Here is a 12,933-nt window from a genome sequence, read left to right as displayed (position 1 = left end):
TTTCGTTGCGCGGGACAGGTAAAATGCGCGCTCACGCGCTCACGATTGGCAAACCCACATGCAGTCACCCCCGCTTGAGATTCAGAATCAAAAGATCATCATTCTTTGCCGCGATGTCGGCGGATACCTCGCCCGGCTCGGCAACTTTCTCGGCAAGTCGAACGACGTTGTGTTCATTGACCTGACCCGCGGCGCGAAGGAACTGCCATGGCTTCCGGGGAAACTGCGGCGATGGCTGAAAAAGTACCTGATCGTTAAGCGTGCTCGTGCAGCCATTCGGGCGGCGGGCCATGTCGATGCATTGCTGGTGGTGAATCCAAGCCAGCTGGATCAGGTTTTGGTCACGCAGGCCCAGGCTGCGGCGGCGCTCAGCGTCGCGTATCTGTCTGACGGGATTGCGCGGTTATCGATGCCGATTGATCAACTGGCGACGTTTGACAAGGTCTACACCTTCGATGGCGCTGATGCTCGCGAGTATCGACTGCGCAAGCTCTACAACTACATCTACGAAGAACACGCCGATTTCAAAACAACATCCGACTTCAAAGCCTTTGTCGTGATGGGCGGCAAGCATCGCGTTGATGTGCTCGGCCGGGTGGCCCAGGCGTTTGAACAACTGGGCTACACCGGTACCTGCAAATTCCTGGTGCAGAGCAAGCCAGTGCCCGGAGCCAGTTCGTTACTGACATTCTTTCGCCAGCGCATGGACATCGATGAAACGGCCGAATACGTCAGGCGTTCGGAAATACTCATCGACATCGTCCGGCCGGGCCACGCGGGTTTGAGCTTCCGTTTTTTTGAGGCGCTGCTGTATCGCAAGAAAATGATCACCAACAATGCATCGGTGGCGGATTACGACTTCTATGATCCGTGCAACATTCTGATCATCGACAGCGATCACCCCGTTATCCCTGAGTCGTTCATTAACGGGGACTACGTGGACCTGCCCGAAGAAGTCGTGCAGCGGTACAGCATGGCCAGTTGGGCGAACGAGGTTTTCAGTCCGCCCCCAGCCAGCCCGCCGCCGTTACCCGTTACCGAACCTTAAGCATTCGGCAGGGTTGCTTTGGCACTTGGCGATGCCTTGCGCAGGAATGGGTGCTCGATGCACCAGTACGTCGCGACGCTGATACTGCTGGTGAGCAGGATGATCAGCGGTAAGTACAGCGCGTAGCTGAGCGGATCCGGCGTGGCGAAGTCATACGCGTCCAGCAGGCTGAACACGCTGTAGATGACGATGCCATGCAGCAGATAGATGCTGAAGCTGGCCTCGCCCAGAATCTTCAACCCGCGGATCTCCAGTACCCCGTGCAAACTGTTGCCGAGCACGAACAGCGCGAACGGGACGCCGAGAATCAGCATTTGCAGCGTCGAGTACGATTTGAGTTTCATGCAGATCAGCAGTATCGCGACTGCAACCAACGTGCAGCGCACGCCCGAGAAGTCGATGTTCCACCGGCGCATCCGGTCTTCAAAGACCGCCACTGCAATGCCGACAGCAAACAGTTTGATGAACCGGTTGTGAAAGTGATGGTGGTATTCGCCCCACAGGCACGCCAGCACTATCAGCGCGACGACGACCGCCATGCCGGGGAGCTTGCGCCGAAGCAGGCAATACAGCACCGGCAGCGACAGGTAGAAGACCGCTTCATAGAGCAGCGTCCACTGCACCGAGGCGTTGATACGCACGGTGTCCGGGAAACCGTTGATGGGGCTGCCGATCAAAATCACCCATCGGCCGAGCGACTTGATGGTGTCCATGACCGGCGCGCTGATGCCTGCGGACTGGTGCAGCGCGATGGCCGTAATCAGCGCGACGCTGAAGAGGTACATCGGGAAGATTCGTCGTATCCGTGACGACAGAATCTGACGCCATTTAGGCTCGCTTCGGTAGATCTTCGCGGTAAACAGGTAACCCGTAATCATGAAAAACAACGACACCGGCACCGTGCCCATATTGTTCAGCACGCGACTGTCCGTGGTTTCCCAGACGCCGTTGACGTGCCAGTAATAGCTGACGATGAAGTGATGAACGATGACAGCGGTTGCGAGCACGCCACGCAGCCCGTCCAGCGATGAAACGCGGTGGAGCGCGTCCTGGGAGAGAATCGGCAGACGCCGGGTGGCGAAGCAAAATAGCGCGATCGACAGCGCGTATAGCGTGATCAAAATCAGAGTGACGGTCATCAATACGGGGTCCGCAGTTTGTATTGGAGTCGATACCGAATGAATTCGTGTTCGGTATGTATCGGCCGAGAAATATACGGAACACATCAGGCGCCGTCGTGGGTTGTTTAGCTAAGTGTCTTTTTTGGGACCGATCCTACGCAGCCCTGGGAAGTCATGAGCTATTGCCGCCGCAGACCGGCGCACAGAATGCGCGCCAGCCTTTTGCACCCGCGCAGGGGGCAGACTGGAAGAAACGCGCAGGTGATTGCATTAATGAGCAGGTGGATTTTATGGATGATGTTCGCGGCATGTATCGGCGCCAATGCAGATGAGCGCAGTGTGGAGTTTGATTACCGCAGGGCGCCCGCCTGGCCGTATTCGCTTTCAAAATCCGGAATATCCGGGTGGGTCGTCTACGACCTGAAGGCGCACCATGACGGACGGGTTTCCAAGCCTGAGGTGCTGGACAGCTCTCACCCTCTGTTTTCCCTCTCAATCGTCAACGTTGTGCCAACGTGGCGCGTAAAACCCTGGGTCGTCAGTGAGCAGCGTCCGGCAGTCATTTCGCTGCGTCAGGAGCATTACTTCGTCCACCCGCGTGAAGGAAATGCTCCCGTCCCTTGGCTTCATCGCAGTCTGCGCCACCTGTCCTGCGCGAAATTCAACAAACGCTTCGAAGACTTCCAGCAGAACTCGTCTGATCTTGAACAGGTGGAGATGAGCGTGTTCCGGCACACCTACAGCGTGCTTGCAAGAGTGGGGACTTACAGAAAGCTGTCCGACGAGCAAAGGTTCGCGCTGGGGGATGCGCTGGCAGAGGCAGTTCCGGAGGTCATTCAGCGATGCCGGGCGAATCCGGCACTGCGTTATAAGGACGTGTTGCCTGAACAGGTGAGCATGATGCTGTGAGCGCGTGGGGGAGTACCGCCACGTCGGCCCCTTCGGAACGGGGTCGGTCTCGATACACGCTACCTGACGCTCACCACCACCTTGCCCACCGCTTTACGCTGCGCCAACGATTCAATGGCGTCCCCCGCCTGCTCCAGCGGGTACACCTTAGACACCAACGGCCTCAGCTTGCCCTCGCCGAACCAAGTGAACAGTTGTTGGAAATTCGCCGCGTTGTCCTGGGGCTGGCGTTGAGCAAATGAGCCCCAGAAAACACCTACAACCGAGGCACCTTTCAACAACGCGAGATTGACGGGCAGTTCGGGGATGCGGCCACTGGCGAAGCCGACGACCAACAGGCGACCGTCCCAGGCGATGCCGCGAACAGCCTGATCAAAAAGGTCACCGCCCACAGGGTCGTAGATCACATCGACGCCGTTGCCGTTGGTGAGGCGCTTGATTTCATCCTTCAGATTGTTCTCGCTGTAGTTGATCAACTCGTCGGCGCCTGCGGTTTTGGCGACCTCCAGCTTTTCTGCGCTGCTGGCGGCGGCGATCACGCGAGCGCCCATGGCTTTGCCGATCTCTACCGCGGCTAGGCCGACGCCCCCGGAGGCGCCGAGGACGAGGAGCGTTTCGCCTGCCTGTAGCTTGGCGCGCTGTGTGAGGGCGTGCATGGACGTGCCGTAGGTCATACTGAATGCGGCGGCGGTGGTGAAGTCCATCGTTTCGGGAATGGGCAGGACGTTGTAACCGGCGACGGCGATCTGTTCAGCGAAGCTGCCCCAGCCGGTCAGCGCCATCACCCGGTCACCGACACGGACATGGCTGACCTTCTCGCCGACAGCGGTCACAACGCCCGAGGCTTCACCTCCGGGCGAAAACGGAAAAGGCGGCTTGAACTGGTATTTGCCTTCGATGATCAGCGTGTCCGGGAAGTTGACCCCGGCAGCGTGCACGTCCAGAAGAATCTCGTTTTTCTTCGGCTCCGGGCTGGGGATTTCCTCCAGCACCAAATCTGCAGCGGGACCGAAGGCTTTACAAAGCACGGCTTTCATCGAGGGCTATTCCTTTTTCGGGGATGGCCGATAAGTACAGGTAGCGAGGTTGTGGGGTCAATGAGCATGGCCCGGCCTGATAGGTGTGCATAAGCTGAAGTAAGCTATGCGGCGAAACGGATTGAGGAGCGGACTGTGAAAGCGTGGATTGTGATGTTGATGGCATTGTCGATGCCTGTTGTAGCGCTGGCGGAAGAGGGCGGCGAGAAAGAAGATCCGAACAAGGTTTCCTACGTGGCGTTGACGCCTCCCTTCGTAGGCAACTACTCACTGGATGGCAGCCCGAAATTGCACGTCTACAAGGCCGATGTCGCCTTGCGCGTGACCGGCGCCGAGGCGCAGAAACTGGTGAAGCAGAACGAGCCGCTGATTCGCAACCAACTGGTGGCATTGTTCACTCAGCAAACGGTCGACAGCATGGGCAACGTCGATGCCAAGGAAAAACTGCGTCAGGAAGCGCTGAAGCAGACCCAGCAAGTGCTCACCCAGGAAACGGGCAAGCCTGTGGTTGATGATCTGCTGTTCAATAACTTTATTGCCCAGTAAAGCGCGATACTCCGAATTCAGCGCAGGTCAAGCACGGCGGCCCATTGCTCGTCGGTCACCGGCATGACGGACAGACGGCTGCCTTTCTGCACCAGCGGCAACTGTTCAAGGGCAGCTTGTTGTTTCAGCAAACCCAGCCCCAGCACATTCGGAAACGTCTCGACGAATGCCACATCAAGGGCGGTCCAGGGGTTCTTCTCTTCGGTGGTTTTAGCGTCGTAGTAGGGGCTTTTGTGGTCCAGCGCAGTGGGATCGGGATACGCAGCCTTGACGATTTCTCCGATCCCGGCGATCCCGGGCTCGGGGCAACTGGAATGGTAGAAAAAGAACTGATCGCCCACGGCCATCGCGCGCAGAAAGTTGCGGGCCTGATAGTTGCGGACACCGTCCCAGCGCGTCTGCCCGAGCTTTTTCAGCCCGCTGATCGAGAGCTCGTCGGGCTCGGATTTCATCAGCCAATAGGCCATTTACAAGGCTCCTGAACAGGTGTTGGGAAAGTTGTCCTACGGTTTGATGACAACCCGACGGTCGGCTGGCGTCAGTATTTGCGTGTTGCGTCACGTTGCCGCAGAATGCCGGGATTTTAAGGGCTGCACGATGTGGCAGCCTGTTTAAACGTTATCGATTTTAGATTCTGATTCGTTACAAAGGGGACGATGAATGCGACGCAAGCCGGATGTACTGTGGATTTTGGCAATTTTGTTCGGCTTGGGAATCGTCACCACCGGTTACGCGCAAAGTCTGTGGGCTGCCAAGGCTGACGCGCCGGTCGAAATCACTCAGCAACAGCAGCCACAGCTCCGCCGCTAAACCGCTATCGCAGCGCGCTTTCTTCGCAGGAGCGCGCCTCGATGACGACTCACCCCGCGATGTACCAACGCTTATCCGTCACCGTTCCCGTCAACGGGACGTCCCAACTGGCGACCGCCAGCTTCGCGACTTTCTGACACTCATGGGCGAGTCCTAGCAATATCGGCTTGCGCCAGGTTTTACGGCGCGCGAGATACGCCAGGCTGCGGTCGTAAAAGCCGCCACCCATGCCAAGGCGTCCCCCTTCCGGATCGAACCCCACGAGCGGCATCAGCACCAGATCCAGCGTCCAGATCTTGCGCTGTCGCCTGGCATTGATACGTGGCTCCGGGATACGGAACCGGTTCGGCTTGAACTTCTCACCAGGGCGGACGCGCTGAAACACCATTTTCGTTCGCGGCCAGGCACTGAGCACTGGCAAGTACGTGGTCTTGCCGCGTTTTTGAGCGGCACGAAGCAGCAGGCGCGGGTCGATCTCACCGTCCATCGGAAGGTAGAGAGAAACGTGCCGGGCGCGGCGAAAGAGAGGGTTTTGCGCAAGCTGATGGCACAAACCATTTGCCGCCTGTCGCTGTTCTGCCGGGCTGAGCGCGCGACGATTGTGACGAAGCAGCCGACGCAACTGTGGCCGAGAGAGGTTTGAGTGATCTGGGAGGGGAGCGGCGCCGGATGAGGTCATGCTGGCGGGTCCGTGAGGCTTTGGAAGGTGATGTCGTGTAATCAGACAGATTCACGGTGCCCACCGCCAGACGGGGCGCCTGGCGATGGGTAGAAGGTTCGAGACTCCCCGACGAACCGCTGTCGGTGTAGCCCTTGAACCCGAAAGTTCAAGGTGGAGATTGCAGGAGGTTTTAAGGCTTTCCGTCGAGCGGACATGCACACCAACCCCAACGTGCAACCCCCGTGGTTGTGCGTATCGGCTCAGGGACATGACCGACTGGCAAGCACTCCAGGGAGCGGTCGCAAGTATACCGAATGATGTCCGAACAATCAGCCTTGTGCTTTATCCGAATCCGTGGCAAGGACCAGGTCAACACGGTCCAGCAAATCGCGAACCTGCTCGCTATTGGCGCCATTGGTCTGGGCCTTTGCCGGTGGCAGTTCCTGTTTGTGCAGAAGGTCATGGGTAATGTTCAGCGCGGCCATCACCGCAATACGGTCGGCGCCGATGACTTTGCCGCTGCTGCGGATCTCGCGCATTTTGCCGTCCAGGTAACGCGCGGCGCTGACCAGATTGGTGCGCTCCTCTTGCGGACAGATGATCGAATATTCTTTGTCGAGGATTTGCACGGTGATGCTGTTGCCATTACTCATGAGTCTTGCTCCAGGGCCTTGAGGCGCGAAATCATGGACTCGACCTTTTGCCGGGCGATTTCGTTTTTTTCAATGAGTTGAGCGCGTTCCTCGCGCCAGGATTTTTCCTGAGCTAATAGGAGTCCGTTTTGACTTTTTAGTTGCTCGACACGATTGATCAATAACTCCAGTCGAGCCATCAGCGCTTGCAGGTCATTGTCTTCCATTGTTTTCCACTGATTACTTTCAGATGAGTGGTGCAGGCGCTGGCGTCTGGATTCGCCCCGGACATCGCCTGATAGCTTGGGCGCGTCTGCCGGTGCTACGATACAAGGCCTTCATTCTAGACATTGCGCCGCTTGGCGCCTAGTTGCCCATGCCTATTCAGAATTCCCCGTACAACGGCTTCGCCACCCTGCTCACCAGCAGTGGTCATCACGTATCTCCTGCCGAATTGCACGGCCTTTTGCTGGGCCGCAGTTGCGCCGGCGCAGGCTTCGATGCAGAGGAGTGGCTGGCCGACGCTCATCTGCTGTTGGAAACAGAGCCTGACGACAAAGTGCGCCAGGCGCTGATCGGCCTGCAGGCAATGGTCAAAAGCGAACTGACCGGCGACGACATGACCGTCGTGTTGCTGTTGCCCGGCGATGATGAGCCTCTGGCTGCCCGCACTGCCGCCATGGCCCAGTGGTGCCAGGGTTTCCTCAGCGGCTTTGCCCGGGTGGGTGGTCAGTCGCTGAGTGATGACGCCAGGGACGTGCTGCAAGACTTGGCCGCTATTGCTCAGGTTCATGACGCGCTGGACGAGTCCGAAGACGGCGAGAGCGACTACATGGAAGTCATGGAGTACCTGCGCGTTGCGCCGTTGCTGCTGTTCACAGAGTTCAACCAGAAATCCGACGCTGAAGACGAAGCCAAGCCCTCTTTGCACTGACAGCGCGTCAATGCTGCCTCGGCCACGCCGCTTACGCGCGGCGGTGGCCGAAGCGCACCTCCCGGAGAACCGCACTTGCCCATGATTCATATCCCGAAAGCCGAATATGCCCGCCGCCGCAAGGCGTTGATGGAGCAGATGGAGCCTAACAGCATCGCCATTCTGCCAGCGGCGGCTGTGGCCATTCGGAACCGGGACGTTGAACATGTGTACCGCCAGGACAGCGACTTTCAGTACCTGAGTGGCTTCCCCGAACCTGAGGCGGTGATCGTGCTGATCCCCGGCCGCGAGTACGGTGAGTACGTCCTGTTCTGTCGCGAGCGCAACCCCGAGCGCGAGTTGTGGGACGGCCTGCGCGCGGGTCAGGATGGTGCGATGCGCGAGTACGGCGCCGACGATGCTTTCCCGATCACCGACATCGACGACATCCTGCCCGGCCTCATTGAGGGTCGCGACCGGGTGTATTCGTCCATGGGCAGCAACCCCGAATTCGACCGGCATGTGATGGAGTGGATCAACGTCATCCGTTCCAAAGCGCATCTGGGCGCGCAGCCACCCAAAGAATTCGTTGCCCTGGATCACCTGCTGCACGACATGCGCCTGTACAAATCGGCGGCCGAAGTGAAAGTGATGCGCGAGGCGGCACAGATCTCGGCCCGAGCCCACGTGCGGGCGATGCAGGCCAGTCGCGCCGGGCTGTACGAGTTCAGCCTGGAAGCGGAGCTTGATTACGAATTCCGCAAGGGCGGCGCGAAGATGCCGGCCTATGGCTCGATCGTTGCCTCGGGGCGCAACGCCTGCATCCTGCATTATCAGGAGAACGATGCGCTGCTCAGAGACGGCGATCTGGTGCTGATCGATGCCGGTTGCGAGATCGACTGCTACGCCAGCGATATCACCCGTACCTTCCCGGTAAGCGGTAAATTCTCCGCCGAACAGAAAGCGATTTACGAAGTGGTGCTCAAGTCCCAGGAAGCAGCGTTTGCTGCGATCAAACCCGGCAATCACTGGAATCAGGCCCACGAGGCAACGGTTCGGGTCATTACCGAAGGCTTGGTAGAGCTCGGGCTGCTGCGAGGCGCGGTGGATGAACTGATTGCCGCCGAAGCGTACAAAGCTTTTTACATGCACCGCGCCGGACACTGGCTGGGCATGGACGTGCACGACGTCGGCGAATACAAGGTCGGCGGAGAATGGCGTGTGCTGGAGGCCGGGATGGCGCTGACGGTCGAGCCCGGTATTTATGTGTCCCCGGACAATCAGGCCGTCGCTAAAAAATGGCGCGGGATTGGCGTGCGAATCGAGGATGACGTCGTGGTGACCAAAAAAGGCTGTGAAATCCTGACGGGCGATGTGCCGAAGACCGTGGCCGAGATCGAGGCGTTAATGGCCGCCGCACGAACGCAAGCCGCATGAGCCGCTTTAATCTGGCCATCGTCGGTGGCGGACTGGTCGGCGCAAGCCTGGCTCTCGCCCTGCAAGCTGGAGCGAAGGCTCGGGGCTGGAAGATTGTCCTGATCGAGCCGTTTGCGCCCGGCGACACGTACCAGCCCAGCTACGACGCCCGCTCTTCAGCGCTGTCGTTCGGTGCGCGGCAGATCTACGAGCGCCTGGGCCTGTGGCAGCAGATCAGCCACCGCGCCGAGCCCATCCTCAAAATTCACGTTTCAGACAAAGGCCGGTTTGGCGCAGCGCACCTGTCTTCGATGGAGGAAGGCGTTCCGGCCCTGGGCTATGTGGTTGAAAACGCCTGGCTGGGCCAATGCCTGTGGCAGGCGCTGGACAAGGACGTGATCAGTTGGCGTGTGCCGGCCGAAGTCACGCACATGCAGGCGCTGCCCGATGGCTACCAACTCACGCTCAACGACGAAACTCTGCTCACCTGCGACCTCGCGGTGCTGGCCGACGGTGGCCGTTCCAGCCTGCGCGAGCAGTTGGGGATTGCCGTGCGACACACGCCTTACGATCAGAGCGCGCTGATCGCCAACATTACCCCGGGCGATGCTCATGGTGGTGAGGCCTTCGAGCGGTTTACCAAAAATGGCCCCATGGCGCTGCTGCCGCTTCCGGATAACCGCTGCGCACTGGTCTGGACGCGCACCGGCGATGACGTTCAGCGGCTGATGGCGCTGGACGACCGAAGCTTTCTCAAAGAACTGCAGGGCGTCTTCGGCTACCGTCTGGGCGCGCTGAAGCAAGTGGGTGCGCGTCACAGCTATCCGCTGGCGTTGATCGAGGCCGAAGAGCAGATCCGCTCCCATCTGGTGGTGCTCGGCAACGCTGCCCACAGTCTGCATCCGATTGCGGGGCAGGGCTTCAACCTGTCCTTGCGTGATGCTGCCTCCCTGGCCGAGGCGCTGCTGGCCAGTGACGCGCCGCTGGGCGAGCTTTCAACGCTGCAGGCCTACCGCGAGCGTCAGCGGGTTGATCAAAAACTGACCGTCGGCTTTTCGGATCAAGTCACCCGGCTGTTCAGCAGTCAGCAGTCCCTCGTCACAGCAGGCCGCAACCTGGGCCTTCTGGGCCTGGATCTGCTGCCTTCCGCCAAGAGTTGGTTTGCCCGTCAGGCCATGGGCCTGGGAACGCGAAGCGATGTCTGAACACTCCATTCATTCGTGGCCTTCGCCACAACCGAGAACGATTTAAAGCATGGAAACGCGCGCAGATCTGCTGATTGTCGGGGCCGGAATGGTGGGGAGCGCGCTGGCGCTGGCGCTGCGAGACAGTGGGCTGAACATCCTCGTGGTGGATGGAGGTCCTCTGACGGTCAAGCCGTTCGTGGCCGACGCGCCATTCGAGGCGCGGGTCAGCGCACTGTCCATCGCCAGTCAGCGCATCCTCGAGCGGCTCGGCGTCTGGGACGGCATCGTCGCGCGGCGGGTCAGCCCCTACAGCGACATGCACGTGTGGGATGGCAGCGGCACGGGCAAGGTGCATTTTTCTGCCTCAAGCGTTCACGCTGAGGTGCTTGGGCACATCGTCGAAAACCGCGTGGTGCAGGATGCGCTGGTCGAACATCTGCATGACAGCGACATCAGCTTGTTGGCCGATGCACGTCTGGAGCAGATGCGTCATTCCGGCGATGACTGGCTTCTGACCCTGTCCGACGGCCGCACATTGCGCGCGCCGCTGGTGGTCGCGGCCGATGGCGCCAACTCGACCGTGCGGCGCATGACCGGCACCGCAACGCGGGAATGGGACTACCTGCATCACGCCATTGTGACGAGCGTGCGCACGGCGGATTCCCACCGCAAAACCGCGTGGCAGCGCTTTACAGACGACGGCCCGCTGGCCTTTTTGCCGCTGGATCGAGAGGGTGAGCATTGGTGCTCCATCGTCTGGTCGGTGACACCGGAGCAATCCGAGCGGTTGATGAAGCTTGATGACGAACGCTTCTGCCGTGAGCTGGAGAATGCGTTCGAAGGCTGTCTCGGGCAGGTGATATCGGCTGATTCGCGGGTTTGCGTCCCGCTGCGTCAACGCCATGCCAAGCGCTACGTGGCGCCAGGCCTTGCGCTGATCGGCGATGCGGCGCACACCATCCATCCATTGGCGGGGCAGGGCGTCAACCTGGGCTTTCTCGACGCAGCCGTGCTCGCCGAAGTGCTGCGAGATGCGGTCGAGCGCGGGGAACGGCTGGCTGATGAGCGTGTGTTGAGCCGTTACGAGCGTCGGCGCATGCCGCATAACCTGGCGTTGATGGCGGCGATGGAGGGCTTCGAGCGGCTGTTCCAGGCCGACGCACTGCCAGTTCGCCTGTTGCGCAACGCCGGGTTAAAGATGGTCGATCGTTCGGCAGAAGCCAAAGCGTTGTTCGTTCGCCAGGCCTTGGGGCTGACCGGGGATTTGCCGACGCTGGCACGGCTCTGACAACACAGCACTGTCTTTACGCGCGCTTCACCGTGGGACCGGCTTTAGCCGGGAAAGCGCCACTCGTTACGCCGGGACTCTGATGGCGTTCAAGCTGGCCTTTTCCTGACTCAAGCCGGTCCCACTAAAACTGCGCGCGCTCAGTGGTTCTGAATGTGGCACTGCGGGCACTCCGCAACATCCGGTAACGGCTCAATCCTGACTTCGGTTGAGAAGGTAGATGCGATTCACTACCATTTCGCCTCGTTTTTCCCCTCTCTCGACTCAGGAGAACCTGCATGCAGGCGAGCAAGCGTCTTTTGGCTGCCCTGGCATTAACCATGCTCGGCAGCACCGCCCAGGCCGCAGATGAAGTGGTGGTGTATTCCTCCCGAATCGATGAGCTGATCAAACCGGTGTTCGACGCCTATACCGCCAAAACCGGCGTGAAGGTCAAGTTCATCACCGACAAGGAAGCGCCGCTGATGCAGCGCATCAAGGCCGAGGGCCAAAACGCAACGGCTGACCTGCTGCTCACCGTCGACGCAGGTAACCTCTGGCAAGCTGAACAGATGGGCATCCTGCAGCCGTTCACCTCGCCGGTCATCGATGCCAACATTCCCTCGCAATACCGTTCTTCCACCCACAGCTGGACCGGCCTGAGCCTGCGCGCCCGGACCATTGCCTACTCCACCGACCGCGTCAAACCTGAAGAACTCACCACCTACGAAGCATTGGCCGACAAACATTGGGAAGGCCGTCTCTGCCTGCGTACCGCCAAAAAGGTCTATAACCAGTCGCTGACCGCCACGCTGATCGAAACCCATGGTGCCGAGGCGTCTGAAAAGATCCTCAAGGGCTGGGTGAATAACTTGTCGACCGACGTGTTTTCCGATGACATCGCGGTGCTGGAAGCCATCAATGCCGGCCAATGCGACGTCGGCATCGTCAACACCTACTACTACGGTCGTTTGCACAAGGACAATCCGGATCTTGCCGTGCGCCTGTTCTGGCCCAATCAGTCGGACCGCGGCGTGCACGTCAACCTTTCCGGGATTGGCCTGACCAAGTACGCGCCCCATGCCGACGCCGCCAAAGCGTTGGTGGAATGGATGACAGGCCCCGAAGCCCAGACGATATTCGCCGGCACCAACCAGGAATTCCCCGCCAACCCCAAAGTCGCACCGTCTGAGGAAGTGGCGAGCTGGGGCGCATTCAAGGCGGACACCATCCCGGTTGAAGTGGCCGGTCGGCGGCAGGCCGAGGCGATCCGCATGATGGACCGTGCTGGCTGGAATTGATCTTTCGCGAAAAAAGCCCGAATTACGCCGGTTTTGCATGGTGAAGATCTTGTGGGAGTGAGCTTGCTCACGAAGACGGCATTTC

Annotated in this window: 15 protein-coding genes and 1 other RNA gene; 9 read left to right on the top strand and 7 right to left on the bottom strand. The window is 59.7% G+C overall.

The annotated features are described in order from the left end of the window. The first annotated feature begins 58 nt into the window (after positions 1-58). On the top strand, positions 59-1,048 hold the full coding sequence (locus tag AC0Z8Z_RS20250; protein WP_485620294.1) for a WaaS/CpsH family glycosyltransferase: 990 nt from the start codon (positions 59-61) through the stop codon (positions 1,046-1,048). Here the strand turns inward: AC0Z8Z_RS20250 and AC0Z8Z_RS20245 are convergent. Beyond that, complete coding sequence (locus tag AC0Z8Z_RS20245; RefSeq protein WP_485620293.1) at positions 1,045-2,187, bottom strand: acyltransferase family protein; 1,143 nt, start codon at positions 2,185-2,187, stop codon at positions 1,045-1,047. The two genes, AC0Z8Z_RS20250 and AC0Z8Z_RS20245, sit on opposite strands and share 4 nt — an antisense overlap. A gap of 189 nt (positions 2,188-2,376) precedes the next feature. On the opposite strand from AC0Z8Z_RS20245, the gene AC0Z8Z_RS20240 reads away from it, so the two are divergent. Then, positions 2,377-3,078 carry an energy transducer TonB gene (locus AC0Z8Z_RS20240; RefSeq protein WP_485620292.1) on the top strand — a complete coding sequence of 234 codons (702 nt, stop codon included), beginning with the start codon at positions 2,377-2,379 and terminating at the stop codon, positions 3,076-3,078. 59 nt (positions 3,079-3,137) lie between these two features. Here the strand turns inward: AC0Z8Z_RS20240 and AC0Z8Z_RS20235 are convergent, their stop codons facing one another. Beyond that, positions 3,138-4,115, bottom strand: coding sequence for an NADPH:quinone oxidoreductase family protein (locus tag AC0Z8Z_RS20235; protein WP_485620291.1), 978 nt, complete (start codon positions 4,113-4,115; stop codon positions 3,138-3,140). 135 nt (positions 4,116-4,250) lie between these two features. Here AC0Z8Z_RS20235 and AC0Z8Z_RS20230 point away from each other — a divergent pair, with 135 nt between their 5' ends. Next, positions 4,251-4,661 (top strand): flagellar basal body-associated protein FliL, encoded by a 411-nt coding sequence (locus AC0Z8Z_RS20230; protein ID WP_122623502.1) that lies wholly within the window; start codon positions 4,251-4,253, stop codon positions 4,659-4,661. A 17-nt stretch (positions 4,662-4,678) separates the two neighbouring features. Here AC0Z8Z_RS20230 and AC0Z8Z_RS20225 read toward each other — a convergent pair whose 3' ends face one another. After that, a complete protein-coding gene (locus tag AC0Z8Z_RS20225) occupies positions 4,679-5,128 on the bottom strand; it encodes an EVE domain-containing protein (RefSeq protein WP_485620290.1) in 450 nt (149 codons plus the stop codon). Positions 5,129-5,321: 193 nt separating this feature from the next. On the opposite strand from AC0Z8Z_RS20225, the gene AC0Z8Z_RS20220 reads away from it, so the two are divergent. Next, positions 5,322-5,471, top strand: a complete 150-nt coding sequence (locus AC0Z8Z_RS20220) for a hypothetical protein (protein ID WP_122534092.1) — start codon at positions 5,322-5,324, stop codon at positions 5,469-5,471. Between the two features lie 49 nt (positions 5,472-5,520). Here the strand turns inward: AC0Z8Z_RS20220 and AC0Z8Z_RS20215 are convergent, their stop codons facing one another. The 4 genes from AC0Z8Z_RS20215 to AC0Z8Z_RS20200 all read right to left on the bottom strand — a co-directional run bounded on the left by AC0Z8Z_RS20215 (position 5,521) and on the right by AC0Z8Z_RS20200 (position 6,991). After that, positions 5,521-6,150, bottom strand: a complete 630-nt coding sequence (locus tag AC0Z8Z_RS20215) for a 5-formyltetrahydrofolate cyclo-ligase (RefSeq protein ID WP_485620289.1) — start codon at positions 6,148-6,150, stop codon at positions 5,521-5,523. Positions 6,151-6,251: 101 nt separating this feature from the next. Further along, positions 6,252-6,430: non-coding RNA, 6S RNA (gene ssrS, locus AC0Z8Z_RS20210), on the bottom strand. 31 nt (positions 6,431-6,461) lie between these two features. Further along, entirely contained in the window at positions 6,462-6,785 is a 324-nt protein-coding gene (locus tag AC0Z8Z_RS20205; protein WP_282365809.1) for a cell division protein ZapA, read from the bottom strand. Further along, a complete protein-coding gene (locus AC0Z8Z_RS20200) occupies positions 6,782-6,991 on the bottom strand; it encodes a TIGR02449 family protein (protein ID WP_037016503.1) in 210 nt (69 codons plus the stop codon). The genes AC0Z8Z_RS20205 and AC0Z8Z_RS20200 overlap by 4 nt, the downstream gene beginning before the upstream one ends. 149 nt (positions 6,992-7,140) lie before the next feature. Here AC0Z8Z_RS20200 and AC0Z8Z_RS20195 point away from each other — a divergent pair, with 149 nt between their 5' ends. The 5 genes from AC0Z8Z_RS20195 (at position 7,141) to AC0Z8Z_RS20175 (ending at position 12,848) form a co-directional block, all read left to right on the top strand. After that, positions 7,141-7,698, top strand: a complete 558-nt coding sequence (locus tag AC0Z8Z_RS20195) for a YecA/YgfB family protein (RefSeq protein ID WP_172610326.1) — start codon at positions 7,141-7,143, stop codon at positions 7,696-7,698. 81 nt (positions 7,699-7,779) lie between these two features. Then, positions 7,780-9,114 (top strand): Xaa-Pro aminopeptidase, encoded by a 1,335-nt coding sequence (gene pepP, locus AC0Z8Z_RS20190; RefSeq protein ID WP_122534088.1) that lies wholly within the window; start codon positions 7,780-7,782, stop codon positions 9,112-9,114. Next, entirely contained in the window at positions 9,111-10,298 is a 1,188-nt protein-coding gene (ubiH, locus tag AC0Z8Z_RS20185; protein WP_485620288.1) for a 2-octaprenyl-6-methoxyphenyl hydroxylase, read from the top strand. The genes pepP and ubiH overlap by 4 nt, the downstream gene beginning before the upstream one ends. A gap of 49 nt (positions 10,299-10,347) precedes the next feature. Then, positions 10,348-11,568 (top strand): 2-octaprenyl-3-methyl-6-methoxy-1,4-benzoquinol hydroxylase, encoded by a 1,221-nt coding sequence (locus AC0Z8Z_RS20180; RefSeq protein WP_485620287.1) that lies wholly within the window; start codon positions 10,348-10,350, stop codon positions 11,566-11,568. 278 nt (positions 11,569-11,846) lie between these two features. After that, positions 11,847-12,848, top strand: a complete 1,002-nt coding sequence (locus AC0Z8Z_RS20175; RefSeq protein WP_485620286.1) for an extracellular solute-binding protein — start codon at positions 11,847-11,849, stop codon at positions 12,846-12,848. Positions 12,849-12,933: the final 85 nt, after the last annotated feature.

The organism is Pseudomonas sp. 1L-C-7-B-C1 (assembly GCF_057291635.1).
This window is presented reverse-complemented; position numbering and strand designations above follow the sequence as displayed.